This is a genomic window from Ruegeria sp. YTSA144 (assembly GCF_059610125.1).
The window spans coordinates 1-24,852 of the sequence record NZ_JBXWNA010000018.1; the positions used below are offsets into that span (position 1 = coordinate 1).

General features: G+C 58.2%; 24 protein-coding genes. 6 read left to right on the plus strand and 18 right to left on the minus strand.

The features are described 5' to 3' along the window. Positions 1-135 precede the first annotated feature (135 nt). The 5 genes from AC2FF8_RS20125 to AC2FF8_RS20145 all read right to left on the minus strand — a co-directional run bounded on the left by AC2FF8_RS20125 (position 136) and on the right by AC2FF8_RS20145 (position 6,823). Positions 136-1,491, minus strand: a complete 1,356-nt coding sequence (locus AC2FF8_RS20125; RefSeq protein WP_083392702.1) for an IS1380-like element IS1247 family transposase — start codon at positions 1,489-1,491, stop codon at positions 136-138. Between the two features lie 54 nt (positions 1,492-1,545). Beyond that, positions 1,546-3,855, minus strand: a complete 2,310-nt coding sequence (locus AC2FF8_RS20130) for an Eco57I restriction-modification methylase domain-containing protein (RefSeq protein WP_496874157.1) — start codon at positions 3,853-3,855, stop codon at positions 1,546-1,548. A 3-nt stretch (positions 3,856-3,858) separates the two neighbouring features. Beyond that, complete coding sequence (locus tag AC2FF8_RS20135; protein ID WP_071974173.1) at positions 3,859-4,788, minus strand: nucleotidyl transferase AbiEii/AbiGii toxin family protein; 930 nt, start codon at positions 4,786-4,788, stop codon at positions 3,859-3,861. Then, positions 4,781-5,662: a type IV toxin-antitoxin system AbiEi family antitoxin domain-containing protein gene (locus tag AC2FF8_RS20140; RefSeq protein ID WP_096873669.1), complete on the minus strand. Its 882-nt coding sequence runs from the start codon at positions 5,660-5,662 to the stop codon at positions 4,781-4,783. Before AC2FF8_RS20140 ends, AC2FF8_RS20135 begins: the two co-directional genes overlap by 8 nt. Positions 5,663-5,950: 288 nt before the next feature. Continuing rightward, the gene (locus tag AC2FF8_RS20145) at positions 5,951-6,823 is read right to left on the minus strand and encodes a LysR family transcriptional regulator (RefSeq protein WP_275541835.1); all 873 of its coding nucleotides are present in this window, start codon (positions 6,821-6,823) and stop codon (positions 5,951-5,953) included. Between the two features lie 201 nt (positions 6,824-7,024). On the opposite strand from AC2FF8_RS20145, the gene bla reads away from it, so the two are divergent. Both bla and AC2FF8_RS20155 read left to right on the plus strand, forming a co-directional pair. Then, entirely contained in the window at positions 7,025-7,888 is an 864-nt protein-coding gene (bla, locus tag AC2FF8_RS20150) for a class A beta-lactamase (protein ID WP_096873667.1), read from the plus strand. A 57-nt stretch (positions 7,889-7,945) separates the two neighbouring features. Then, complete coding sequence (locus tag AC2FF8_RS20155; protein WP_065335168.1) at positions 7,946-8,281, plus strand: hypothetical protein; 336 nt, start codon at positions 7,946-7,948, stop codon at positions 8,279-8,281. 128 nt (positions 8,282-8,409) lie between these two features. Here AC2FF8_RS20155 and AC2FF8_RS20160 read toward each other — a convergent pair whose 3' ends face one another. Continuing rightward, complete coding sequence (locus AC2FF8_RS20160; protein WP_065335167.1) at positions 8,410-8,985, minus strand: recombinase family protein; 576 nt, start codon at positions 8,983-8,985, stop codon at positions 8,410-8,412. 163 nt (positions 8,986-9,148) lie between these two features. On the opposite strand from AC2FF8_RS20160, the gene AC2FF8_RS20165 reads away from it, so the two are divergent. Continuing rightward, positions 9,149-12,052: a Tn3 family transposase gene (locus AC2FF8_RS20165; RefSeq protein ID WP_496880585.1), complete on the plus strand. Its 2,904-nt coding sequence runs from the start codon at positions 9,149-9,151 to the stop codon at positions 12,050-12,052. A gap of 238 nt (positions 12,053-12,290) precedes the next feature. Here AC2FF8_RS20165 and AC2FF8_RS20170 read toward each other — a convergent pair whose 3' ends face one another. From AC2FF8_RS20170 to AC2FF8_RS20205, 8 genes are all read right to left on the minus strand, one after another. After that, positions 12,291-12,542 (minus strand): WGR domain-containing protein, encoded by a 252-nt coding sequence (locus AC2FF8_RS20170; protein WP_037275343.1) that lies wholly within the window; start codon positions 12,540-12,542, stop codon positions 12,291-12,293. Between the two features lie 5 nt (positions 12,543-12,547). Next, positions 12,548-13,177 carry a tyrosine-type recombinase/integrase gene (locus AC2FF8_RS20175; protein WP_158524859.1) on the minus strand — a complete coding sequence of 210 codons (630 nt, stop codon included), beginning with the start codon at positions 13,175-13,177 and terminating at the stop codon, positions 12,548-12,550. Positions 13,178-13,330: 153 nt separating this feature from the next. Beyond that, entirely contained in the window at positions 13,331-13,603 is a 273-nt protein-coding gene (locus AC2FF8_RS20180) for a chromosome partitioning protein ParB (protein WP_496874115.1), read from the minus strand. Next, complete coding sequence (locus tag AC2FF8_RS20185; protein WP_067267018.1) at positions 13,587-14,255, minus strand: ParA family protein; 669 nt, start codon at positions 14,253-14,255, stop codon at positions 13,587-13,589. Before AC2FF8_RS20185 ends, AC2FF8_RS20180 begins: the two co-directional genes overlap by 17 nt. Positions 14,256-14,366: 111 nt before the next feature. Next, positions 14,367-15,401, minus strand: a complete 1,035-nt coding sequence (locus AC2FF8_RS20190; protein WP_067267019.1) for a replication initiator protein A — start codon at positions 15,399-15,401, stop codon at positions 14,367-14,369. Positions 15,402-15,619: 218 nt separating this feature from the next. After that, entirely contained in the window at positions 15,620-16,171 is a 552-nt protein-coding gene (locus AC2FF8_RS20195) for a hypothetical protein (RefSeq protein ID WP_067266998.1), read from the minus strand. A 17-nt stretch (positions 16,172-16,188) separates the two neighbouring features. Then, on the minus strand, positions 16,189-17,847 hold the full coding sequence (locus AC2FF8_RS20200; RefSeq protein WP_496874116.1) for a type IV secretory system conjugative DNA transfer family protein: 1,659 nt from the start codon (positions 17,845-17,847) through the stop codon (positions 16,189-16,191). A gap of 11 nt (positions 17,848-17,858) precedes the next feature. Beyond that, a complete protein-coding gene (locus AC2FF8_RS20205) occupies positions 17,859-18,155 on the minus strand; it encodes a mobilization protein (RefSeq protein ID WP_496874117.1) in 297 nt (98 codons plus the stop codon). 626 nt (positions 18,156-18,781) lie between these two features. Here AC2FF8_RS20205 and mobQ point away from each other — a divergent pair. Then, complete coding sequence (mobQ, locus tag AC2FF8_RS20210; RefSeq protein ID WP_067267002.1) at positions 18,782-20,074, plus strand: MobQ family relaxase; 1,293 nt, start codon at positions 18,782-18,784, stop codon at positions 20,072-20,074. 35 nt (positions 20,075-20,109) lie between these two features. Further along, a complete protein-coding gene (locus tag AC2FF8_RS20215) occupies positions 20,110-20,385 on the plus strand; it encodes a hypothetical protein (protein WP_067267003.1) in 276 nt (91 codons plus the stop codon). Between the two features lie 32 nt (positions 20,386-20,417). On the opposite strand, the gene AC2FF8_RS20220 is transcribed toward AC2FF8_RS20215, so the two are convergent. Then, on the minus strand, positions 20,418-20,627 hold the full coding sequence (locus tag AC2FF8_RS20220; protein WP_096873672.1) for a helix-turn-helix domain-containing protein: 210 nt from the start codon (positions 20,625-20,627) through the stop codon (positions 20,418-20,420). A 71-nt stretch (positions 20,628-20,698) separates the two neighbouring features. Then, entirely contained in the window at positions 20,699-21,298 is a 600-nt protein-coding gene (locus AC2FF8_RS20225) for a hypothetical protein (protein ID WP_067267007.1), read from the minus strand. 558 nt (positions 21,299-21,856) lie between these two features. On the opposite strand from AC2FF8_RS20225, the gene AC2FF8_RS20230 reads away from it, so the two are divergent. Further along, on the plus strand, positions 21,857-22,741 hold the full coding sequence (locus AC2FF8_RS20230; protein ID WP_071974168.1) for an ArdC family protein: 885 nt from the start codon (positions 21,857-21,859) through the stop codon (positions 22,739-22,741). A gap of 173 nt (positions 22,742-22,914) precedes the next feature. Here the strand turns inward: AC2FF8_RS20230 and AC2FF8_RS20235 are convergent, their stop codons facing one another. Further along, positions 22,915-23,667, minus strand: a complete 753-nt coding sequence (locus tag AC2FF8_RS20235) for a BRO-N domain-containing protein (protein ID WP_071974167.1) — start codon at positions 23,665-23,667, stop codon at positions 22,915-22,917. A gap of 242 nt (positions 23,668-23,909) precedes the next feature. Next, positions 23,910-24,852 (minus strand): DUF8810 domain-containing protein (locus AC2FF8_RS20240; RefSeq protein WP_496880586.1); only part of this gene is annotated, 943 nt, incomplete at its 5' end.

Consider the following 24,852-nt stretch of genomic DNA (forward strand, 5'->3'; position numbering starts at 1 on the left):
CTGCGGTCGCGCAGACTGCTGGATCTGGACGGATCAGACCGCGAAGCCGCTGTTTCCTTGCCCAGGGGCGGCGTTTTTCAGCGCAGCGGACAGATCTGTCCAGCCGCTTTCGTTCAGTTTGAGCGTGGATCGCGATCATGCGCATAGCGGTGGCGCTCGCAATCGGCGGATAGCGGCGAGGATGGCGCGTACCATCGTGCCGGTGACAGCGACCTCGGCCAGCTGGAAGGTGATGGTGCGGGCGTGACGGACCACACGTGCCCCGATCTTGATCAGCTTCAGTTGCAGGCTGGTCAACGACCAGTCGGCCATGGCCTCGGGCAGCTCGATGCAGCGCAAGAAGGTGGCCAGGTTGTACGCCAGGGCGTGCAGTTGCAGCCGCACCTCATTGTCGCGGAACTTCCGGCACGACAGCCGCGTCCAGCGAAAGGCGTATTTGCCCTCTTTGATGTGCTGCTCGGCGGTGCCGCGCTGGTTGTAGAACCGCACCACCCAGTCCGGCTCCATCGGCAGGTTGGTGACGATGAAGCCGAAACGCGGGAACAGTTCGCCCGGATGCCATTCGATCTTGGCGATCACCCGGCGTTCCTTGTCCCAGGACGCCGCCTGATACTCGAATTCCTCGAAGAACCGCTTGACCTTGGTCAGTGACGGCCGCCCGACAGGGCGCGTTAGCCGATGCGCGATCTTGTCCTTGAGGACCGCGTTTGCGGGCAGCCGGATGGCGTAGAAGAACCGCGCTTCTTCCAATCGCTCATAGATCGCCGGGATCGCGTAGGCAGCATCGGCCCGGAAGAACCTGCCACCAAGGTCGCGCTCCGCGTAGCGCGCAATGACGGGGTCGAGAACATCACGCCAGCCATCGGCGCTGTGGACGTTGCCATGGCGCAGGGCGCAGCGTTCCAGCATCCCGAACTGGTTGAACAGAAAGTTGGGGTGATAGCAGCTACAGTCGAAATGGCCATTCCAGGCGGACCCTTCCTGGTCGCCATGGGTCGGGCTGACCGAGCTGTCCATGTCCAGAACGATGTACTTCAGCCCGTTACGGTCATGGAACCGGTCGATCCATTGCCCGTTCAGGTCGGCCAGCGCGGCACGGTTCCCGGCCAGAGCCAGCGTCTCGGTCTCGAACCGTCCCATCTGCGATGCCGAGGCCGCTTGTGCATCGACCGCTCTGCCGCCGACAACTTGGCGCATGACCGGATCGCAGGCGAGACGGTTGGCGTCGTTGACATCCTCGTATCCGGCCAGCCGCCCAAAGACTGATTGCCGGAACAGGCCGTCGAGCCGATGGACCGTGTTCTTGCCAGAGCGAGTATCGCGCAGCGCCGCTGACGCCAAATCGGACAACCCGAGCGCGTCATCAAGCTCGCGCATCACCAGAAGGCCGCCGTCGGAACTGAGCTGCGTGCCGCGAAATTCCAGCCGCACGCGAGGGTCGAAATCCACCCGATCTGCCCGTTGCAAGCCCGCACCCTCTGGGTGATCCATAAAACGCGCCCCTCGCAGCCTTCAACACCATGTTTTATATAGGAAATATAATGGTCAGGACAGCGAAATCAGCGCCTTACTTGGGAAATGTGGGTTTATACCTGCAAACGGCGAGCCATAAACCTCTTTGAGAGTTTTGCGACCTTTACGTATCTTGGCGCGCAGCGCACGCAAGGCTGGGTTTTCCAGTTCCCACGATCCGGCACCCAAGGCTGTTTGTGGATATGGGCCGGCAGCAGCTTCCCAAGTGGCCAAGAAGTTGTTTTCCGGCAGGGCATCCACCTTCCAAAAGCGCAGCTCATGCCCTTTGGGCGCGGCCCCGCGTTTCATGGTCAGGATCGCCGGATAGGTGGTTACGCCCTCGAAGACTTGCAGGTCGCCAAAATCGACCACGCTTTCGATGGTCGCCTCTTTCAGAAGGTATTCGCGCAGGGGCTTGCCCGAGCCGGTCTTGAAGAAAGTGTTCGAGGAAATGTAGCCCAAGCGCCCACCCGGTTTCAGCAAGCGCAGGCCGCGTTCGTAGAAATAGCAGTAGAGATCAGCCCGGTCGGACACGACCTCATAGCGCTTTTCCAGATAGGGTTTCAGCAGCTTCAGGAATTCCATCCGCACATAAGGCGGGTTGCCCAGGACCACGTCAAAGCCGCCTTCGGCAAAGACGCCGGGGAAGGCGGTTTCCCAGGTGAAGGCGTGGTCGAGATAGGCGAAGTTGCTGTCCTCGATCAGGCTGTCACCGACGCGGATGCTGCCCGACAGGCTGTCGAGAACCTTGCCGCGCCGGGCGGTCTTGATCCAGAGCGACAGCTTGGTGATCTCGATGCTTTCCTCGTTCACGTCCACGCCGAAGAGGTTGTCGGTCAGAATTTCGCTGTCGGGGACATAGTCGAGCAGATCGCCAAAATGCTCGGCCTTAGGCAGCAGGTCTTTGATCTTGTCGTTTACGCGGGTCAGTTCGGCCTTCATGAAGTCGAAGGCCATGATCAGGAACACACCGGAGCCACAGGCGGGATCGACAATGCGCAAAGATTTCAGGCGATCGCGATAGGCTTGCCAAGCTTCCAGCTCGGCCGACTTTTTCCGCCAGGGGATGTTTTCGTAGTCGGTGACATCCGCGCCCTTCTTGGCGTGAGCGCGCAAGGTGTCCTCAAAAATTTCCCGCAGATGCGTTCCCAGGGTTTCGGCCACGATGAAGCGCGCGATGTAGTCGGGGGTATAGACCACCCCGTCACGCTTGCGCCGCCCGCTTGTGCCGGTGGTTTTCTCGGGCTCTTCCTCTTCACCGCGGGCGATCGCTTGCAGGCGTTCCACGTCCGCGATGGACTGTTCAAAGATGTGGCCGAGGACCGTGACCGAGACCTCGGAGGCGAAGTCATACCCGCCCAGAGTCTTGAACCCCTCGCAGATGTCATCGGGTATGATCAGCCCGTTGATCACCGCGTCTTCGCGGAACAGCCCCCCGTTGTAGCGCGGGATTTTCAGCTCGTTGTTACCCTCGTCGATGGCGCGGAACAGACCCTTGAAATTGTCCCAGACGGGGCGAGGGTTGTAAGGGTCGCGCGCGACGAAGGCGTTTTCCAGTGTGTTGTCTGGTAGCAGGCCGGTGTCTTCAGCAAAGGCAATGAACAACACCCGATCGAGGATCTTCTGCGCGAGGGCAATCGCATCAAGGGGCGCGATCGCGGCATCGGCCTTCTGGACGGCACTCAGGAGCTTGAGGCGCAGGTCCTTGTAGTCCTGATACAGGCTGTCGGTAATGTCCTTGTCTTCGCGGCGGCTTTCTTTCAACAGATCAGCCGTGCGACCAGACAGCAGGTTTTCCGCCGACAAGAGCAGTGTGAAGCGCGCGTATTCTTCCGGGTCTGTCAGCTGGTCGAGGCGGAATTCCTCATAGGCCGAGGTGCCTTCTCCGAAGCCGTAGAAGCGGAGCTCGATCATGTTCGAGACCAGCACCCATTTCACGCCACGGGCGTTCATGGCGTATTCCCACGCCTGTTGAACGGGGCTCTTGTTCCGGCCCGGCATGATTGCATCGAGGTCGCGGGTATCTGCGCCCTTCAGCTCGAATGGTGCCACGATGTCAGGCGTCTTGCCGCCAAAGCGGCCAAGCGCCAGATCGACGCTGCCGCGCAGAATATTTTGTTCGGTTGAGACGTTGTAATCCGCGCCACCGGCTGGGCCATGGTAGCCGAGAACACCTTCAACGATCTTGGAGGCGAACTGCCCATGGAGGGCGGTTTCCTTCAGGCGTTCAATCCGGCCCGAGCTGATCAACTCTGCCCAGGCTTCCAGCGCAGCCAGATGCTCTGACGGGACCGGATCGGCTTTGATGTGGCGCTTCAGGGTCTTACGGTTGAACAAATTCATGAATTAACGGTCTTTCTTGATGCCGCCCCATGGCAGCGAAACATAGAGATCGCGCATAAGCGCAAAGCGCTCTTCAAAGGGCGGAAGGTCACCAATTTCGAGGGCGAGCGTTTCCCAATCGGCCTGGGCGCGTTGCTTGATTTCCGGGTCATCCATGGAGTCCGGTTTGACCTCGATCCCACGGCTGCGGCACTTTTCAATAAATGTGGTCAGGATGGCTGTTTTGTCAGCATCCCCGAAATCATGCTCATCTATCAGAAAGGCGATGTCGTAGACGTCCTGTCGCCTGTTGCGCTTGTGCTTGCGGGTGATTTGTTGAAGCAGAGCGCGGAATTTTTCGGCAATGAGCTCATGAATTGTGAACGCGCGTACCGCCACACCGGCCCCGTGCAGGTTCAGCTCCTGGAAGGCATAGACCTGATCACGGAAGCTGATCTCGACATCAAGAACCCGGCTTGCCTTGCCGTCAGCGAGCCGAGCGGCTTCAGCCGTCCCGCGTGTGGCAGACCCTACTTTGACTTTCAGCGCAGGGAATTCATGATCCTCAAAGTTCTCGGCACGCGGCATCTTCTTAACCGATTGCACTCGGCAGATAAGATCGAGATAGCCGAGCTTGATCGCAGTGCTAGGCAATATCTCATTCAGTTCGGCGGTGATCTTTTCCGTCAGGTCAGCGGGCTCTGCCATCGAGGTGAAGTCCACATCCCCGGTGACCCGATTGCTTTTGAACGCTAGGGCCATGACCGCCCCACCTTTCAAAACGAGCGTTTTTGATAATGAAGGGGCCAAACCAATTGCCCCCAGGACAATCTCTGTAACCTGGCGATCTCGATAGAGCGTTGGGTTGGCGCGCGCGGTTTCGACCCATGCACGAACATCGACATCGACGATGTCGAATGTTCTATCTTGCGCGTGGGGGTCATTGTCAGACATTGATTGAAATCATCCAGCGTTCTGAGAATTCAGGGGCATATTCGGCGTCAGGATCGAGTTTGCGTGATCCGCCCCGTTGAGCAAACTGCTCCCATTTGTGCAGCGCCGGATCATCTATGTCCATGACTTCAGACAGAATATAGCCTGCGCGAACTTTTGCGATCTTACTGTCGAGGAGATCAATTGCGGCAATAATTTCGGGCACCCACTGATCCGCCTCATTTTCCCAGACATCGAGAACATGGCGCATGCCCCCACAAAGCTGCGGTTCAGAAAGCATATCAGCAAAGGTTTGGCCAATCGAGGTGATCCGCGTTTCCTCACCACTCACAGGTGCAGGTGTCCAAGGGTGGCTTGATACATGCACCACCATCGGGCGGCGACGGATCGTATCCTTGAAGCCGGACCTGTTGAGAACGGGCGCTTCAATCTGGTCGAGATCGGGCAGGTCTTCACGAAGACGCTCCTTTCGGAGTGCTTTCCACAGGGGTCTTTTGGGGGTTGTCAGATGTAGCGCCTGTGGGCTGCGATCCGTAAGCCCATAGCGCTGCATGGCAGATAGATGCGAGACGTAGGCGAAAGGATCAGCGATGCAGGCGACCTCTTCCGCCGATCCTGCTCTCGTTGATTGCGTTACACGCCACACACCCGAGCGGAAGTCGGAGTCCATGACAAGCACCTTCCGTGCCTCAAGGCGTCGTAGCGCATTTTTGGCGCGTGTCTGATCCCAGCCGTGCGGTAAGCGCTTCAACGGCTCGCCGTTCAGCGCCTTTTTGTGAAACAGATGGTAGCCCAGAACGAAGAATTTGTAGAAGGTTACGACTGGCAAGTCCTTGTCATTTATAGCCTTTTCGAGGCCTTCGGTAAAATTCATCTGCCATCCTTACCCTTATGTCCTTAGGACATAAGGGTAAGGATGGCGTTATGTCAAGAGAGGTTCCCAAAGCAGGGGTCTGCTCCGGTAGGGGGCAGGATAGTACGTTAAGCGAACTGAGCCTTGGTACAACGAGCGGCGAAATCACCCAAAGATCCCACAATACCAAATGCTGCAAGTTGAACGAATAGCAGCGTTTCAACTGCAGACCTTGGATCGTAACAATTTAGCGGTGCTACAAAACCAGATCATCGTAGTTAGGCTCATGGTGAGGGGTGGTACTCTGAGCTATAGAGCAGTATTGCAAATCCAGGCTTCAAACGCCGCGACGGCAGTGGTTGGCTCTTTGTTGGAGAGCCGCGTGATCCAATACCGTCCGGTCGTGACTTCCGTATCGAACGGGCGCACCAGTCGCCCCTCAGATACCAGAGCCTGAAACATGGCATAGGGAAGCAGCGCCACGCCTACGCCCCTTGCCGCCAATTCCGCCATGGCGACAGAAGAATCGTAAATTGGGCCTTCCAGATGGGGTGCCCCCATACCCGCTTCTCTAAACCAGATGGGCCATTCATCTGCGCGATAAGAACGCAGCAGCTTGTGGTTTAGCAAGGCTTCGGGGTCTTTGAGTGCTAGCGCCACAGAGGGTGCGCACATCGGTGTCAGCGGTGTTTCCATCAAAGGCTGTGCGGTCAGTCCAGGCCAGCGTCCAGCACCGAAACGGATCGCCAGATCAAGGCCCTCTCGGGCAATGTCGACCCGATTGTTATTGGTGAAGAAACGAACGCTGATGCCGGGATGGGATGTTTCAAATTCCTTCAAGTACTCTGTGAGCCACCCGACAGCAAATGTCGTCACAACACCCACATTCAGTGTTTCATGATAGCGTCCGTCCGTGAACCGATCCAAAACGCCGCTGATGCGATCAAGGCTTGCGGTCAGGACCGGTAGCAACGCCTCGCCTTCCGGAGTAAGCAGCAACCCCTTGGACGTCCGGTGAAACAACTTCGCACCAAGCTGGTCTTCCAGGCGCAATATTTGATGGCTGACAGCCGCCTGAGTCACGCAGAGTTCTACGGCGGCATTGGTGAAACTACCCTGACGGGCAGCGGCCTCAAAGCTGCGCAGCGCGTTGAGGGGGATGTTTGGGCGATCCATAGGCATTACTTTTTCTCATGCGATATTCGAGATTTAGTCGTTTGCGCACCGAATGGAAAGGCTCTAGCACCTCCCTCATGAACTGCATCAATGGCGGTTCCGTAGTTATCGACCGACGAATCATCTCAGAAACCCTCGTGGTTTGCCTTTTCAGCGTGTCTGAAAGGACGAGATTGTGCGTCCTCAAGAAAGAAGAAGGCAAGACCTATGAAGACATATATTCTGGCAGTCCTGAGCGCGGCTTTGATCACGGGAAATGCGGCCCCCCTGTGGGCGCAAGACCTGCAAAATACAGTCGCCGACTGGGAGGAGCGATTGAATGCGCGCATCGGGGTTGTGCTGCGTGACACCTCCTCAGATTGGGAAATTTCGATGCGTGCAGAGGAAAGATTTCCGATGTCGAGTACGTTCAAATCCCTCCTGTGCGGTGCGGTTCTGTCGCGTGTGGATGCTGGGCAAGAAGACCTAGACCGGCGCGTAACCTATGCCGAAGGCGATCTGGTTGCCTATTCCCCTGTGACAGAGCAACATCTGGATAATGGCCTCACAGTCGGTGAACTCTGCGAGGCAACCGTGACTCTCAGCGACAACACGGCGGGCAATCTCTTGCTCGATACTGTTGGTGGTCCTGAGGGGCTGACCAACTTTCTGCGCGACATCGGGGATCAGACCACACGTCTGGATCGCTGGGAAACGGCTTTGAACGAAGCGGCACCCGGAGACCCACGGGATACGTCTACACCTTCGGCGATCCTGAACACGTTGGAAACGTTACTGCTGGGCGATGTTTTGGAACCCGCGACTGCGGCACAGCTGCGCCAGTGGATGATTGACGATCAGGTGGCCGATGCGCTGATCCGGGCGCATCTGCCCGAAGGCTGGGTGATTGGCGACAAAACCGGGGCGGGGGGCAATGGCTCCCGCGCGATCATTGCATTCATCGAACCAGAGGCGGATGTTAACTACTTTGCAGCGATCTATCTCACCGAAAGCGATGCGGATTTCGCGCTACGCAATCAGGTGGTTTCAGAGATTGGTCAGGCTATGATTGCCGAGATAAACGCCCGATAAAAGCATACATCAGGGGCCGCTCATCTGCGGTCCCTGCCCGATAAACGGTATTGCACTATGAAAAACAGTTGGCTCATTCATACGTTTCTAAGCGCGCTGGTGGCGTCTTTGCCCGGGCTTGTGGTGGCTCAAATCGGTGATGCTGATAGTTGGAGTGTTCAGAAATGCCAGCTTTACCAAAGCGCCGTTAATGACGCTCTGGGTATCCTTGGAACCTCTGGCATACGAGCGGAACTATTGGAACAAAACCAACAATTCATTGACGCTGGGTGCATTGAGCCAGGGAATATCTGTCCGCGGTCCAAAGATGAGCTTAAGCTGGCCAATCTACTGACGATTATGACGATGAACGAAGGCATGGCCAGCACATTTGTGCCGTTCAATTGTCCCTGACTCTCTTCTTCTCGCGTGAAATTGCGCTTTAGCTCACCAGTTCCCCCATAAACGAAGTCATTCGTGGAGATTCAACGAATGCGAGGCTTGCCCTACATCGTACCGGTTCAAACGCAGTGCAGTGAAGGTCAGGTTTGATGCCGTTTCAGGGTCCGATACACCGTTGGCCGCGACACGGAGAACACCTCGGCAAGATCGCTGATGGAGTACTCACCGGTGGCATGCATGCGGCAAAGTTCGCGCTGCTGCTTCTCAGATAGCTTGGGTTGTTTGCCGCGCAGTTTACCTTTGGCGCGTGCGATGGCCATGCCTTCTCGGGTTCGAATGCTGATCAGATCGGCCTCGAATTCGGCAAAGGTGGCGAGGATGTTGAAAAACATCTTTCCCATTGGGTCGGTCGGGTCATAGACGGATGAGCCGAGGGCAAGCTTTACCCCTTTCTTCTGGAGCTGGTCTGCTATGGCGCGGGCATCTGGCACGGAGCGGGCCAGCCGGTCGAGCTTGGGCACGACAAACGTGTCGCCTTCCCGCACAGCGGCAATGGCCTGATCCAGACCGGGGCGGGCGCGATTGGTGCCGGTCAAGCCATGATCTGTGTAAATGCGATCCGGGGCCACGCCGAGATTTTCCAGCGCTTGTTTCTGCGCAGTGAGGTCCTGGCTGTCGGTGGAGCAGCGGGCATATCCGATAAGAGTGGTGTTCATGGCCAAACTGTACGAATAAGGTCCCTTCATTGCAATTTTGATCGTACCATCTATATGAGACTTTCTTTGAGCCAGTTTTGTTGAAGGGGCGTCGTGGCGGGAAATCGTCCGCTGACCGATCCTCTTACGGACAAGCCCACTACCCTTCAATCAGGAATTAGAATTGCCAAGACGCCAGATTTTGAGCGACCGACAGCGGGCGGCGCTGTTTGATCTTCCAACCAATGAAGAGACCTTGCTGCGGCACTACACGCTGGCCGATGATGACATCGAACACATTCGATCCCGCCGCCGGGCACACAACCGTTTTGGGTTTGCGTTGCAACTTTGTGTCTTTCGCTATCCGGGTCGGCTGTTGCAGCCGGGGGAAATCATTCCATCCGAGATTACAGAGTTTCTGGCGACACAGTTGGGCATAGCGCCTGAAGACTTGACGGAATACGCGCACCGGGCCGAAACCCGACGCGAACACCTTGCCGATCTGCGAGAGATTTACGGCTACAAGATGTTCTCGGGTCAGGGGGCACGTGATCTGAAAACATGGTTGGTACGGGAAGCGGAAACAGCACGATCAAATTTGGATTTGGCTCGGCGGCTCGTGGAGCAATGCCGCCAGTCGCAAACAATCCTGCCCGGTGTCTCCGTTGTCGAACGGCTTTGCGCTGATGCCCTGGTTGCCGCAGAACGGAAGATCGACAGCCGTATTGCGAAACGTCTCGGTGAAACCAAGCAAGCCCAACTGGATTCATTGCTAACGGAACTGGTCGATGAGCGGATCAGCCGATTTGTCTGGCTGCGTCAGTTTGAGGTCGGAAAGAACTCGGCCGGGGCCAGTCGCCTTCTGGATCGGCTGGAGCTTTTGCAGGCGCTTGGTATTCCGACCGAAACTCTGGACGGGGTTCCGCCTCATCGGATCGCTCGATTGCGCAGACAGGGTGAACGGTATTTTGCAGACGGATTACGGGACATTTCCAGTGACCGGCGGCTGGCCATTCTGGCGGTCTGTGTAGTGGAATGGCAGGCGACTATCGCTGATGCCGTTGTCGAAACCCATGATCGGATCGTTGGAAAGACATGGCGCGATGCCAAGAGGTTGTGTGATGTCCGCGTTGACGACGCAAAGGCCGCTGTCCAGCAAACCCTGCGCTCCTTCACCGAGTTGGGAACCGTCTTGCTCGCCGCACATAGCGATGGTGTATCCCTCGAAACCGCCGTTTCGGACACACCTGGATGGTCGGTCCTGGAGGAGCTGGTTGCCACGTCGGCGCAATTGACCAACACCATGGTAGCAGACCCGCTTGCTCATGTCGTGCAAGGACATCGCCGGTTCCGGCGCTATGCCCCGCGCATGTTGCGCGCGTTGGATATCCAGGCGGCGGGTGTCACAGCGCCCTTGCTGCAGGCCAGCACGTTGATCGCGGACGATGAAAGGCCCGAGGAACGACCCGTTGGCTTCCTGCGGCGCGGCTCGAAATGGCATCGGCACCTTAAAGCTCAGCCGGAGGATGACCATCGCCTCTGGGAGGTTGCAGTGCTGTTTCATCTGCGCGATGCCTTCCGTTCCGGAGATATCTGGCTGGGGCATTCAAGGCGCTACGCTGATTTGAAACAGGCTCTTGTGCCAATCTCAGCTGTTTCTGCCATCCCCACATTGACCATGCCTCTTGATCCGGCCACTTGGCTTTCAGATCGAAAGGTGCGGATCACCGACAGCCTGAACCGTTTAGCGCGTGCCGCCAGGCACGGAGCCATCCCCGGCGGGTCTATCGAGAATGGCACACTCAAGATCGAGCGGTTGACAACTGCCGTACCTGACGAGGCGGAAGAGCTCGTCCTCGATCTCTATCGGCAACTTCCAGATATCCGCATCACCGATCTGCTTCTGGAAGTGGATGAAGCCACTGGATTCACAGACGCCTTTACCCATCTGCGAACAGGTGCCCCTTGTAAGGACAGGATTGGGCTGCTGAACGTTCTGCTGGCGGAAGGGCTGAATCTTGGCCTGAGTAAGATGGCCGAAGCCAGCAACACCCATGATTACCTACAACTGTCACGCCTGTCCCGCTGGCACATCGAAAGCGACGCCATCAACCGGGCACTGGCGACAGTCATAGACGCACAATCCAGATTGCCGATGGCAAAGTTCTGGGGCGTAAGCACAACCGCATCCAGTGATGGACAGTTCTTCCCGGCGGCGCGTCAGGGCGAGGCGATGAATCTAATCAACGCAAAATATGGCAATGCGCCGGGGCTGAAAGCCTACACTCATGTCTCCGATCAGTTCGGTCCGTTCGCCACCCAGAACATTCCCGCCACCGTAAGCGAAGCGCCCTACATCCTGGACGGGCTGTTGATGAACGAGGCGGGGCGGAAGATCACAGAGCAATATGCCGACACCGGCGGCTTCACCGATCACGTCTTTGCCGTGACGTCGCTGCTCGGGTTCCGGTTCATCCCGCGTATCCGCGACCTGCCATCCAGACGGCTCTACCTCTTCGACCCGGCGTCAGCGCCAAACGAATTGCGCAGCCTGATCGGCGGCAAGATCCGCGAGGGCCTTGTCGTCCAGAACTGGCCCGGCGTGCTGCGGTCTGCTGCAACCATGGTGACGGGCGTCATGCCGCCCAGTCAGCTGCTCAAGAAGTTCGCGGCCTATCCGCGCCAGCACGAGCTGGCCCTGGCACTCCGCGAAATCGGCCGCGTCGAGCGGACCCTCTTCATCATCGAATGGCTCCTCGATGCCGACATGCAGCGGCGGGCCCAGATTGGCCTGAACAAGGGTGAGGCCCATCACGCCCTGAAAAACGCCCTGCGCATCGGGCGACAGGGTGAAATCCGGGATCGCACCACCGAAGGGCAGCACTACCGCATGGCTGGCCTCAACCTCCTCGCCGCCATCATCATCTATTGGAACACCAAGCACCTCGGTCAGGCTGTAGCCGCGCGGCAGCGGGCCGGGTTGAATTGCGACCCCGCTCTTCTTGCGCATATCTCGCCGCTTGGATGGGCTCACATCCTGCTCACCGGCGAATACCGGTGGCGGCGGCAAACCGGGGCAAAGTTGTGAAGTAATCACCCCTATTTCTTGCCACCTTCACGGCCAACAAACGGGCGCACCACGCTCATCGCCATAACGAAAGCGACCACAGGGCTCAAAACGGGGGCTGTGGCGCGTTAACGTACGATCCTGCACTCAGCCGTAACAGACCCCAAGCAAATAAAAGCGTGACTAGGTTCGAGCGGGATGTCTATATGTCCTAAGGACATATAGACATCCCGCTCAGATGTAAACTGGGCTAATAAAGTTATCCAAACATCGCGAGCTGCTGAGGCTCCACCCAGTAGCCGCGCTGACGCTTGGAGGCTTCCAGTGTAATCAGAGCCGCGACGGCCTGGTTCTCGTCCTCGAACCAATCCATCCGAACCTGACCGCCCTGCCCTATGCGGCCCCATTCGCGGTACAGCGTCCATTCGCCGAACAGGTTCGGCATGACCGCCATCCGGTAGAACCGGGCCATTTTTTGCGCAGGCTGGCGTTTCTCAAGATAGGTCTGCATAGCCGTCACAGGTGATACTTGCGCGCAATTTCGAGGGCTTCGGCCTGTTCGGTACCGATGTATTCCTTGGTGCTTTCAATGCTGGCATGGCCGAGCAGCAGCTGGGCCGCGCGCAGGTTGCCGGTCTGCTGGTAGATATGGGTCGGGAAGGTCCGGCGCAGCGAATGCAGGCCGTAGAGGCTGGGATCGAGATGTGCCTTTTCCAGCCAGGAGCGGAATAGCCGCCAAAGCTGGCTTTCGCTGAGGTGGGTATTGGACCATCGTGCCCCCTGCCCCGTGAAGAGCCAGCCGTGCAGCGGCTTTTCAGAGGCGGTGAGATAGGCGCGCAGGCTGTCGCGCGTGTCTGAAGACAATCGCGCCTGGACCGGGCGCGCATTGCGGGCCTCGGTTTTCTTCTGCCGGATTTCGACGATCTCGCGCACCCCTGCTGGGGTCGCCACATCTGCCACCCGCAGCCGCACCAGATCGGAGCCCCGGAAGCTGGTATCGAGGGCGGTGTTGAACAGCGCCAGATCACGCAAGGCTTTTTCCTGGCGCAGGAGCATTCGGATCAGGGAAACCTGGTCAGGCGTCAAAGGTGGCTTTTTGCCCACGACACGGCCTTTGTTCCAGGTGGTCTCGGTCGCTGCTTTCACGTGCAAATCCTTGCAGGGTTGTATGGATATAATACCCATAAACCTTGCATGACGGAAGTGGCATGTTGCGAGATGCTGCGCTTTCCCCATGTTTTATTGAGTTTTAGGCTAGCGTCCTCATGCGAGCTTTTAATGTAAAGCTTGCATGGTTACTCAGCCGCGATAGGCAGACCACATCCGCTCTATGAGTTGTCCCTGTGTGATCCCAATCGCTTCAGCCTCAGAAGCGATTGCTTCACCAACTTCCGGCAGCACTTTGGGATGTAACTGGTACGTGCGCGGGCTTGGTTTGCGGCCCGGCTTCTTTCGTGGGGTTCGATCCAGAAAGCCTCTCGCTTCGCCAACTTCATCTACGCGCCGTACTTCTTCAACGGTCGTCCCTTTCGGACGGGCTTTCAGCCCCGCAAGCCTATTTGAGCCGCTCATAAACCGCCTCCGTGAATGCCTGAGCGTTTGCCAACGCTTTATCTACCTTGCCGCCTGTGACCATCTCTGGGTCATTCATCATCGCTGTCAGATCGCCCCCATAGGCGAACAGTTCCGAGAACGCTGCGCGCGCGACCAGGGACGGCTCGATCACGTCGATCCCTGCCCCGCTGAGCTGTGCTTCGAGTTCCTTCTGTACGCGGCTTTTGACGGCTGCGCTGGTCTTGGTCAGCACCACCGCATGCCGGATTGACCGCCCAAGCGCTTCTTCCTCTTCGCGAACCAATGCCAGTGCTTCTGAGCCGATCTCTGCGTCGAGCGCTGTTGGCTGCATCGGGACGATCACCAGGTCCGCCTGGGAAATGGCGCGGCTGACGAGCTGGGACGCAACACCTTCGAGGTCCACAATGACGATTTTGCCGTCACCGTCTGCGCTCCGGATGGTTGGAACGATCTCTGAACGACCAACATCGCCCTTCAGGGTCACACCAGAAGGTGCGCCATGCGATGCCCACCGGGTAAGAGACTTGTTCGGGTCACAGTCAAGCACCGTGACGTCCGCGCCCATGCGGGCGAACTCAGACGCCAGAAGAACGGCGCATGTTGATTTTCCAACCCCGCCTTTGGGGCTTGCCATTACGATGACGGGCATTGCTCGATCCTGCCGCTTTGTTGTTACCGGTTGTATATCTTACACCGGAATTAAATCCAATACCTGAATTAAATCTCTTACCGGTTTTATTTCTGTAACCGGTTTTTAATCTCAGGGCCTGCCTCGCTTCTCAAACCACTTTCGGCAGAACCCGATGAAGGCCCGGTCGGCATTGCGGGGTGGCTCAACACACCAGCCGCGCCACTCACGCTCCAGGAAACGAACGTCCCAACCAGGCGCTGCATGGCGCGCTTCTTCGTAGGTGTCAGACTGCAGCGGTGGAATACTGCCTTCAACAAGCTGAGCAGTGGACATCGTGCCGCGATTAGTGAACACCACCATGTCAGCTTCATCTTCAAAGGTAACATGGTAGTCCGGCAAATGGTCATGCTCTGCGAGTTGCCGGATCATCTGCCGAAAGCGCTTCTGTGGGCTTTGCGACCCAGTCTTAAGCAGCAACTTAGCCAGCGTGATGCGCCAGGTTTTCTGCTGCCCGCAATGCTTCCGAGCGATCTCGTACACCCGTCTTTCAATGGGCTTGCGCAGGCGGAAGTAGTCCCGGTGGAGAGTCAGCACTTCTTCGTTCCGGATTGCGTTAAAAACCCAATCTGACAGCTTCACTTCACACCAGAGAAGACGGCCATCGAGGCCATGTTTCCGGCGGATCGACGACGCGTCGATCAGTCCAAAACCATCGACTTGCTCTTCATCGCCAGTGACGATGTTTGTCCTAATCCGCGTTCCTTCGAGGCGATCAAGGGCATCAAGCAAGGACTGATATTCCCGGCCACTTGTCCCTCGGTTGGTGAAGATAAGCAGTTCTCTGGAGTTGATCCGCACACGAGGAGAGACGGCTTCACCTTCTTTCAGCTTCGCCATGATCTGGCTGATACAGTAGATCAGAATGTCCTTGTCATAGATCGTCGCCAAGCCTTTCACGCTCGGCGTGATCTGAAGCCACTTATCGCCATTCTCATAGCGTTTGATCGTCGTCTCAGGCTTCTTTGAGAGGGAATAAAACGGATGCTCCATGTGCTGCATCACGTCCTTCAGGACAGCGTCCGCCACATCACAAATGAACAGATCATGCTGCGGATGGCGATCCGGCAGGAGCGGGGCGAGAGTATTCGTGTTATCAGTTACCATGAGTCGACATTCGTGGTTTTAGTTACCGCAGTCAAGATTCGTGTTATCAGTTACCAAAAGCAGGATTTCAGTTACCGGGATTCGTGTTATTAGTTACCAGAACTCAGGGAAAACCATTATTTTTCAAAGCTTTGCGCCGGTTCTGAAGACGCGTAACACAGATTTTAACACAAATATAACACCCAGCTTCTCAGTCAGAGCCGATCACCATCAGCACTTCACCGCTGATAAAACACGCAGGCATCAACACCCGTGGTTGTCGTGGTCCAGGACGCTCCAAGGACAGCGCACATGGATGCGTTGCTGGCTAAGAAACGAGGAAGCGTCACCGTCAGGACAAGAGTAAGAACGACGGCACCCAGGCCGAACCATGGAAGACGGCTTTTGAAGCGCTCCAGCTTTTGTTCCCGTTCCCAGAGCTGGCGCATTGTGTCCGACCTGGCATCCTCAGCTTTCCTGAGAACTTCCTGAGTGTGGTTGGACGCCCGGAGGAGATCACCGGCCATCTGGCCGACGCGGGTCAGGGTGTCGCCGATCTTGCCGTTGATGGTTGCGCCGACAATCTCGCCATAGTGTTCCGGGTCCGTCTGCTTTTGCGCGGCGAAGGCGGCAGAGCGGGCTTCCGTCGCCGTCTTATTCACGCGGTCGAGCACCCGTGTCTGATCATCCACCCGATCCGAGATGCTGGCGACAGCCGTGGCGAGAAGATCGAGCGTTTCGCGCAGATCATCATCCGAGAGCGGGGCAGGGGAGGCAGGCGTGTCAGACATGGTGGATTGCTTTCGGGTTATGGGGTTTCGGGCGTGAACAGCCCGGCAAATTCAGGATCGGCGTAGTACCGCAGTTTTTGCGCGACGGCGGTGGCCTGCCCCTGGACGCGCAGGAGCTGGCGTTTCGGCGGGAGCTGCATGATTTCATCGGGGGTCAGCAAATCGCGACCCGTGAGGTTGTTCGAGAAGCTGGGGCCATCACCGGGCTTGAAGCTGTCAGTCTGGAACCCGGCGGTTTCTTGGCCGATCATCTGGCTCAGCCACTTGGCCGTCTCGAAGTCATTCACCCCAAAGACCTGTTGCACCCCGGCATTGGCGATGAAGGTGCCAGCGCGTTCGCCGTAAAGGTCCTTGAGCTGGCTCATGTCTTGGAGGATCGGCCAGAGCTGAAGCCCGTAGCCCGCCATCAGCCCCATGGCGCGCTCTACGGCCTCCAGACGGCCCAGGGCGGCGAATTCATCGAGGAGGAAGAGGGCAGGGGCCGTAAGGCGCTCAGAACGGCCCTCTGACGCGTTCTGAGGCCGCTCAGCGTCTCGCGCAATGTCCTGAAGGGCCTGAGAGACCAGAAGGCGCAGCCAGCGGCTGTAGGCGTCCATCCTGTTCGGAGGCAGCACAAGGAACACCGAAGTGATCCGATGGCGCAGATCGGAAAAGGCGAAGTCCGAGCGCGCCAGACACTTCGCGATCCGGGGCGAGTCCAGGAAATGGGTGTGCCGCTGTGCGTTCGACAGAACCGAGGCGGCTTCTCGATCCGCCTTGCCGAGGAAGCGGTTGGCGGCGCGGGCGATCAGCCCGCCTGCCTCGTCGCTGTCCTGCATCAGCTCCAACAGAGCGCGCAGCTTTTCCGGGGGCAGGGTGAGATATTCCCGGACGGTGGCGAGGGACCGGCGGTCGCGGTCCTCGTGGCAGACGCAGAACATGATCAGACCGCCGAGGATGGCTTTCGCCTCCTCGTTCCAGTGGGCTTCCGTCACCTGGCCCGGCGGGTCCATGACCAGCGCCTCTGTCAGGGAGGCGGCATCCTCGCCCAGATCGAGGCTGTGCGGTGTTAGCCGGTCGAGCGGGTTATAGCAGGCCGAGGGGTGCCCACTGACCTCGAAGGGGTCAAGGACATGGACCGTTCCAAAGCGCCGCCGGGCCTCGCCCGCGATCCTCGCGTTCTCACCCTTGGGGTCAATCACCAGGACCGAGCGTTCCGCCGCCAGCAGGTTCGGGATCACGGTGCCGACGCCTTTCCCGGCCCGTGTCGGGGCGAGGGTGATCAGATGCGCCGGGCCGTCATAGCGCAAGAGCCGCCCTGTGTGCGGATTGCGTCCGATCAGAAGTCCGGCATCGTCTTGCCCTTTGCTCCGCTCCAGCTTCTTCAGCTCCTTGCGGTTGGCAAACCGCGCCGAGCCGTGGCTGTCGCCGGTCAGCCCGAAATACGCATCCGCCCCTGAGGCCATGCGCCAGTACTGGAACCCGAAGACAGCACCCACGAACATGAATGGACCGAAGACCAGCCATTGCCAGGCGCTTTCGCCGGGCGTCTGGTCGAAGAAGGTGAAGATGAACGGTGTGGCCACAAGCGTTCCGAGCATCGCTCCGAAGGCCATCGCTCCGATCAACCATCCGAGCATGATAGGCGTGAAGATCAACCGACCGAAGAAGCGGAACAGACCCCCGAAGACGAGCATCACGCTCCGCATCAGGTTGCACCGTCATCGCTTGGGGTAGGGGAGGGAGCGTCCCACTCCGCAAAGGCTTTGCGATCCTGTTCGCGGGAGAGGTTACGGATCAGCCGGTCGAGCATGGCGGCGGCATTGGAATCCCGTTCCGCCAGGTCCATGAGCGCCCCGCCCAGGATCACCTTGCGCCGTGTATCCAGCTTGCGCTGTCTGGTGGCTTCCCGGTTCTTCAGAGCCTGAAGGCGGGCCTTGGCCTGGGCGTAGCGTTTCTCGGCACGTTCAAGCTCAGTCTCGGCCAATTCGGGAATCCACTTCAAAGAGGGCAGGTGTAAAGGTTAGGCTTGCCACAACCAGCGATAGCGCTTACCCGTAGGCCTGTAAAGGACAAGGGCGCACTTATGCAAACTCTCCACCTATGGTTCCGAGATTTGCGTGCGATCTCCTTGAGGCAGGGCCTCAGCCGATGGCGAACTCCGTCCGACGCGAACCGCGCCGGAATGAAAGGCCCTCCCGGCCTCTCAAACTCTCCAGGGCCAACTTTGGCAGTTGGATCGCGTCCCGCAATGTCGCACCAGTGTCTCGCCCGATGCCCCACGGTGGGGGCCGGTCTGCCACTGGCGTCTCCCTTGCGGGTGGTTCGTGTCGCCGGACCTGACGGTGCCGACCCGAACCGGGTTTGCCTCCGGCAAACCGCCAGTGATCTGTCCCCATATCCCGCCCCCCATGAGGCTGGGGATCTGGGGGCAGATCACTGGCAAGCCCGCGCCTCGGAGAGCCAAAGGCTCGCTTCGGGCGGGCTGTCTTTTCCATTCGTAGCGCGCCGGGGCAGGGCGCGATCCATCGGGGAAAAGACGGCTGACCCGGTGGCCCATGTTGGGGCAAGGGCCGGGGTCAGCAGCGGCGCGCGCGATGATCGTTCGCATCACGGAAGAGGGGAGGGCGCATGGCCAGCTACCACCTCTCTGTGAAGACGATCAAACGCAGCGCCGGACGCTCTGCCACGGCAGCCGCGGCCTACCGTGTCGGGGAGCGCATCGAGTGCCAGCGTGAAGGTCGTGTCCACGATTACACCCGCAAGCAGGGGATCGAGGAGACCTTCATCCTGGCACCGAAAGACGCGCCGGACTGGGCCACGGATCGGTCCCGCCTCTGGAACGAGGTCGAGGCCAGAGAGACCCGCCGCAACTCCGTCACCGCCCGCGAGTGGGAGCTGGCCCTGCCCTCCGAGATCAGCGCCGAGGACCGGTCGCAGATCACCCGCGACTTCGCCCAGGAGCTGGTCAGCCGCTACGGCGTGGCCGTCGATGTGGCGATCCACGCGCCGCACCGGGAGGGCGATCAGCGAAATCATCACGCCCATGTTCTGACCTCCACTCGCAGGCTGGAACCAGAAGGCTTCACCGCCAAGACTCGCGTGCTCGATTCCGCGAAGACCGGTGGTGTCGAGATCGAGCAGATGCGTGGCCTCTGGGCCGAGTTGCAGAACCGCGCGCTGGAGCGGGCAGGGGAGGTGGAGCGCGTTGATCACCGGTCGCTCGAAGCGCAGCGCGAGGCCGCCCAGGAGCGTGGCGACAAGCTGTCCGCCGAGGAGCTGGACCGCGACCCCGAGCTGAAGCTGGGGCCAGCGGCCAATTCCATGGAGCGGCGGGCGAAGGCGATGGCCGAGCGCCAGGGACGGGAATACAAACCCGTCACCGAGCGCGGGGCCGTGGTCCATGCCGCCCGCCAAGCCCGCGCCGCGTTCCGTGAAATGCGCGCGCGGCTGGAACTGGCGCGCGAGACCTACGGCATCGAGCGCGAGGCCGGGCAGGGCCGCGTCTCTGCCGGTCTGGCGGCACTCAGGGCTGCGACTGCGAAAGATCACGACCGCGACCGAAACCCGGATGACTTCCGGGAGCGGCTGGCGCGTGTCTTGGGCCGGTCACGGGACCAGGACGACACGCCGAAACCGGAAGGCCGCAATTATGCGCGTGAGCGGCTGAAGGAGATCATGGAAAAGGACGCCGGTCGCGACGGCCAGGCAGCGGTTCACAAGCTGGACGGTCACAGCGAGTATGATCTGGGCGAGGAGACAGGACGCGCGGCGCGGAAGCCGTCCGTCAACGAACGCCTGAAAGACGTGCTGAACAAGCCGCGCGGGCGGCTGGAGATCGAGGACGAGCGCGAACAGGAGCGCGGTGACGACGAGAATGAAAACACGCGGGACAAGGATCGCGGCGAAGGTCACAGCCTGTGACGCAATCCGATGGCATATCAGAGGAGACTGAACGGATGTATGAAGTGTTCAACGTGGGCAAGACGATCTTGCTGGACGGAAAGCCGCTATCGCTTGTGACGCCCGCAGGTGTTGAAGGCTGGATCGAGAAGGGCATCCCGCACAGCTTCCGCTATGACCAGGTGCGCGATCCGCTCGACGGCAAGATGAAATACCGCTGTCTCTATGAGAAGGACGGGGCCGATGTGCCGTTTGTTCTGGTCAACGATCCGGACAGTGGCGACGGGAGGGTGATCCTGTTCGATCAGAAGCCGGATGCCTCGGTCGAGTGAAGCAAGCCAGAGATCGCTGCTCTCGCGTCTGGCTATCGGGGTTCGAACAGGACATCCGCGTCAACCTCCAGAGCATGAGCAATCTTCTCAATCGTGTCGATGGTCACAGAAAATCGCGCGTTCTCGATCTTGCCAACATAGGCACGGCTGAGGCCTGCCTGTTTCGCCAAGTCTTCCTGGCTCAGGCCAAGGTTCTTGCGACGATCAATGATGTTCTTTGCTACGCGTTCTCGGAGGTTCATCCGGTAGTTTTACCCTGCCGCCAGCCATCGGAACCACGCGATATATGCGACATTCGTTGAATGGTGGTTCTTCACTCGCCTGACTGCAACTCCTTGGCAAGATACAAAAATTTCTCAGCGCGAGTCTTCAAATAATCGGCTTCGTTTTGATCTAGCCGCGTTGCGGTTATCAGTGTTCCTGGTTGGATGTTGAGAATGCCGACGCCCGCAGAATCTGGTTGCGCAAGTCGCAGTATAGTCAGCAAACCTCGCTCCTTTTTCCGGGGTAGTTGTTCCTTCCCGAAATGCAGGAAAATAATTCGTCTCTGGTTGTTTGCCTCAGTACGCAGATACCAAGCTGTCGTGATACGTAGGCCAGAAATGTCTGCTTCTACCGGGCTGCGTCCTTGCCAGATGAGCGCGTGATCTTCTTTTAGGTCCAGATAATTTTGGCACAGAACCTTATATCCGGCAGATTTGTTTGCGGAAACGCTAGAATGCAGCGCCAAGAATTTTTCAGTCGAAATCTTTTTATCTTCAAGAGAAGCCATGGCTTCCCGGAATTGCTTGTAGCGGTCCCTTGCAGGGTCATATGGCAAGTCGAGGTCACCAATTATACTTTTGACCTTTGCCTTGTCTTTTCGCTTGTCTCCGTATGCAAACTCGATGAACTGAGTGACCCTGATCTTCATCTTGGCTCCCTGCTTGGCTCTACTGGAGATTGTATGGTTTTCCGTGGAACATATAAAGAACAATTTGATGTGACGGGTCTTCTGAGGAAGTCAGCTTTGCCAGCCATCATGCTGGACAGATTGGGCCTATGTTCGCTCTGGCAGCAGAATTTGCAGTATGAATATCCTGTGATCCCGGCAGCGTGCCGGTCTCGCTTTGAGAGATAGACAGGGCAGGGGATCGACGGGCTAAAGCCCGCTCACCCCAACCCTGACAGCTTCCAAATTCTGTTGATCCGCCTGCCATCCCGGCGGGTCCGAGAAAACCGGCAAGCGCCGCCGGTGGCGTCGGTTCCGGTCGAGAATTCCGGTTCCTCCCACACGCAGGCGCGCGGTTCCCTCCCAAATTCACGCCCTCCACCCGGTTGTCACGGCCCCGCCAGGCCGCAGGACGGGCTTTGCCCTTACCTGCTCTGCCCTTCGGAATGCATGGGCATTCCAAAGATCAGAACAGGAAGGCCCGCCCATTGGCGGAAAGGGGAAGAGACCCGGCCCGCGTCACTCAAAGGAGGGTCACAAATGACCGCAGAGAAGTTTGACGTTTATTCCCATGTCACCAATCAGATTGTCGCGCAGATCGAGGCGGGGACGCCGCCCTGGCGCAAGCCGTGGACCGGTGGAGGAGGTGGGGTCAGCCTGCCGGAACGGTTTAACGGCGAGGCCTATCGGGGCATCAACATCCTGATGCTTTGGGCGACAGCGATGGCCAAGGATTACAGCTCAGCCCGCTGGATGACGTTCAATCAGGCCAAGCAGCTTGGGGGCCATGTTCGCAAGGGCGAGAAATCCGCGACGGTCGTGAAATACGGCACCGTTGAGCGCGAGGACGAGAACGGCGAGGAACGCCAGATCCCCTATGCCAAGGCCTACCGCGTGTTTAACGCCGACCAGATCGAGGGCTTGCCCGCTGAATTCTACATCCTGCCCGATCCGCCCCGTGATCTTGGCACCAAAGCCGATCCTACGTTGGAAGCGTTCTTTGCAACAAGTGGCGCACAGATCGACAGCACCGAAGAGCCGCGTGCCTACTACAACATCAAGACCGACCGCATCCACATGCCGCCGATTGGCACGTTCCACCGAGCCGCAGGATATTACGGCACCTTGGCACATGAGCTGACCCACTGGACAGGCGCGACAAAGCGGCTGGACCGCTTGGGCAGGTTCAATGACCGTAAGGCATACGCCTTCGAGGAGCTGGTCGCGGAGATTGGCAACTGCATGCTTTGCGCGCAGATCGGGGTGGAGCCCGAATTCGACCAGAGCGCTGCATATGTTGAAGGCTGGCTTGAGGCGATGAAGGAAGACAACCGTGCGATCTTTCGCGCCGCGTCCGAGGCGCAGAAGGCCGTGGACTACATCATGGAGCGCACCGCGCAGGCCGACCGGATGGCAGCCGAGTAACAGTCCGCACCACTGCAATGATCGAGGCCCCCGTCAGCAGGCGGGGGCCTTTTGCGTTCTGGTGTGATCCAGGTGGTGGGCGGTTTCAGGGTGACCTGTCGGCGGGCAACCTGAAGGCCACCCGCTGACAGGCCCGGCGCTTCGCGCGGACGCCCCCAAAGGGGCGAACGATCTTAAGCTGCCTTCGCTGGTAGCAGCTTGGGCAGATGGGGCAGCGCCGCTGGGTCGCGAGTGTTGAAATAACGCTCCGAATGCTCGGGAATCCAGACGTTATCAACGAACTCGATGAATAGCGGCAGCATACTGTTTGGATACTGTCGTGCATCGCCTTCCCACTCATCGGTCTTGTGTGAGTACATCGAGTGAGACCCACTCAGCCGGGGATGGTTCTCGTCGAGCCACTTTGCGAAGAGCTTTCCTACGCTGGTATCGGGGCGTAGTTGTGTCCCATTCGGGGCCCGGTCCGCCATCATGTGGCCGACCATTTCAAGGCGTCCCCACAACCTGACAACCAGTTCGTTGATCACTGAGAAATGACCCGCGCTGACCCTGTTCCAGTTCTCGTTGTAGCGCTTGATAAAGGCTGGAACGTGACCACCATAAGAGCCAGTTTTCCGAATGCTCGGAAGGACTTCTGAGGTGATCCATTTCTTAAAACGCTTTGCTTCTGGCTTGGATGAGCGCAGCACGAGAGAGTAGAGGCCGGACTCGCTGATGACGGTGGTCTTCTGCTCCCTGCCCATGGCGTCGGAAATTCCGACGCCATCCTTCTCATCGTCATCAAGACGGCTCGCGGCATCCCGTGGGTTCGCAATTCCGATCTTTTTGCAGACCTCAGTCAAAACGAACCAAGGCTCTCCTTCACGGTCGATAACACGGAACTGATCGTTGTCTTCGTACTCAAAAATTTGCATTGTATACTGCATTTACGTCCTTTCATGACGCTGGTGCAGTACGATTTTGCTTGACGGGTGTTCCTCTTCATGGGACATACCCTTTGACAGTTAAGCCGAATCGCACTGCGGTTACGGAAAAGGACCGACCCATAAAGGGTTCGGTCCATTTTTCATTTTAACAGAAAATTTACCAAATTGCAAGCGTGAGTTCTTCGATTGTTCTCTTGCGTCTCCAGGCGTTGTGTTTGGGCAACAATCTGTGTGCGCGCCGGTTAGATTGCCGCCTCTAGCAGCCCGATTTCGTCTTCGGTCAGGTCGAACAGGTCATAGACGATGCTGTCGATCCGGGCTTCGGCCTGGGCGATCTCAGCGGTCAGGCGGGCGATCTCAGCGCGGTCGCGGTTGATCCAATCCTCCCAGTCGGACCGCTCGGCCAGCGGGATGTCGGCCTTGAACACCTTCTTCACCTCGGCGCGGAAGGCGGCAAAATCGGGCAGTGTCCACCATTCCTTGAGCTTGTTGGTCAACTTGGGTTCGCGGTCAGGCGGGCAGAGATCGGGTATCCGGCGGGTCAGAGCGGTTTGCAGGCTATAGCGAGCCTCTGCGTGGGTTTGAGCAGTTTCAGCGAGGGTGGCAAGGGCGGCTTTTTGAGCGGGAGTGGCATCTGGAATGGGTAAAGGTTCCAAGTATTGTGATTTCATCCGAAAATAGCCGCCCCTGGCCACCGTCGTTTCACTAATTAATGAAAACCACAAAACAGAAGATGATAGTAACGCCACCTCAAAGTGGCTCGCGTCAGGTATGCAGAAACAAGTCATGTCAATGTAATTACCTGTATCGACTGAAAAACTGGGTCGATTTGCGATGTCTCGGTAGATTAGCTTGGTGCCCTCATAAGTGGCTTGATATTTCTGTTGTGGCTGTTGCAGCTCAAACCATTTCTGCTTGGCAGCTCTAGCTGCGAGCTTTGCCTTATGAGGCCGAAGCCAATCTTCGATTGCAGGATAGTCTGAGATATTAATACCTGCTTTTGGGATATAAATTATCCATTTTTCTGGCGCTTCAGATTTCCATTGCTGGAGCTGGGTTCCAAACAGTATTGGCTTCAACAAATCGGTCGATTTAGGGTCAGCCAAAACAAGGTTGTCACGTTCTGAACGAGTCAGGATGAAGGCCGCATTATAACCAGTCTTTATCCTGCATTCCCCAAGTGGC

Excerpts from the sequence above, each read along its gene's own strand:
- AC2FF8_RS20125 (WP_083392702.1), bottom strand. The coding sequence starts at position 1,491 with ATGGATCACCCAGAGGGTGCGGGCTTGCAACGGGCAGATCGGGTGGAT.
- AC2FF8_RS20235 (WP_071974167.1), bottom strand. The coding sequence starts at position 23,667 with ATGCAGTATACAATGCAAATTTTTGAGTACGAAGACAACGATCAGTTC.
- AC2FF8_RS20135 (WP_071974173.1), bottom strand. The coding sequence starts at position 4,788 with ATGTCTGACAATGACCCCCACGCGCAAGATAGAACATTCGACATCGTC.
- AC2FF8_RS20130 (WP_496874157.1), bottom strand. The coding sequence starts at position 3,855 with ATGAATTTGTTCAACCGTAAGACCCTGAAGCGCCACATCAAAGCCGAT.
- AC2FF8_RS20200 (WP_496874116.1), bottom strand. The coding sequence starts at position 17,847 with ATGCTCGTCTTCGGGGGTCTGTTCCGCTTCTTCGGTCGGTTGATCTTC.
- AC2FF8_RS20160 (WP_065335167.1), bottom strand. The coding sequence starts at position 8,985 with ATGAACACCACTCTTATCGGATATGCCCGCTGCTCCACCGACAGCCAG.
- AC2FF8_RS20185 (WP_067267018.1), bottom strand. The coding sequence starts at position 14,255 with ATGCCCGTCATCGTAATGGCAAGCCCCAAAGGCGGGGTTGGAAAATCA.
- AC2FF8_RS20195 (WP_067266998.1), bottom strand. The coding sequence starts at position 16,171 with ATGTCTGACACGCCTGCCTCCCCTGCCCCGCTCTCGGATGATGATCTG.
- AC2FF8_RS20155 (WP_065335168.1), top strand. The coding sequence starts at position 7,946 with ATGAAAAACAGTTGGCTCATTCATACGTTTCTAAGCGCGCTGGTGGCG.
- AC2FF8_RS20230 (WP_071974168.1), top strand. The coding sequence starts at position 21,857 with ATGACCGCAGAGAAGTTTGACGTTTATTCCCATGTCACCAATCAGATT.
- bla (WP_096873667.1), top strand. The coding sequence starts at position 7,025 with ATGAAGACATATATTCTGGCAGTCCTGAGCGCGGCTTTGATCACGGGA.
- AC2FF8_RS20215 (WP_067267003.1), top strand. The coding sequence starts at position 20,110 with ATGTATGAAGTGTTCAACGTGGGCAAGACGATCTTGCTGGACGGAAAG.
- AC2FF8_RS20225 (WP_067267007.1), bottom strand. The coding sequence starts at position 21,298 with ATGAAGATCAGGGTCACTCAGTTCATCGAGTTTGCATACGGAGACAAG.
- AC2FF8_RS20170 (WP_037275343.1), bottom strand. The coding sequence starts at position 12,542 with ATGCAGACCTATCTTGAGAAACGCCAGCCTGCGCAAAAAATGGCCCGG.
- AC2FF8_RS20190 (WP_067267019.1), bottom strand. The coding sequence starts at position 15,401 with ATGGTAACTGATAACACGAATACTCTCGCCCCGCTCCTGCCGGATCGC.
- mobQ (WP_067267002.1), top strand. The coding sequence starts at position 18,782 with ATGGCCAGCTACCACCTCTCTGTGAAGACGATCAAACGCAGCGCCGGA.
- AC2FF8_RS20145 (WP_275541835.1), bottom strand. The coding sequence starts at position 6,823 with ATGCCTATGGATCGCCCAAACATCCCCCTCAACGCGCTGCGCAGCTTT.
- AC2FF8_RS20180 (WP_496874115.1), bottom strand. The coding sequence starts at position 13,603 with ATGAGCGGCTCAAATAGGCTTGCGGGGCTGAAAGCCCGTCCGAAAGGG.
- AC2FF8_RS20140 (WP_096873669.1), bottom strand. The coding sequence starts at position 5,662 with ATGAATTTTACCGAAGGCCTCGAAAAGGCTATAAATGACAAGGACTTG.
- AC2FF8_RS20220 (WP_096873672.1), bottom strand. The coding sequence starts at position 20,627 with ATGAACCTCCGAGAACGCGTAGCAAAGAACATCATTGATCGTCGCAAG.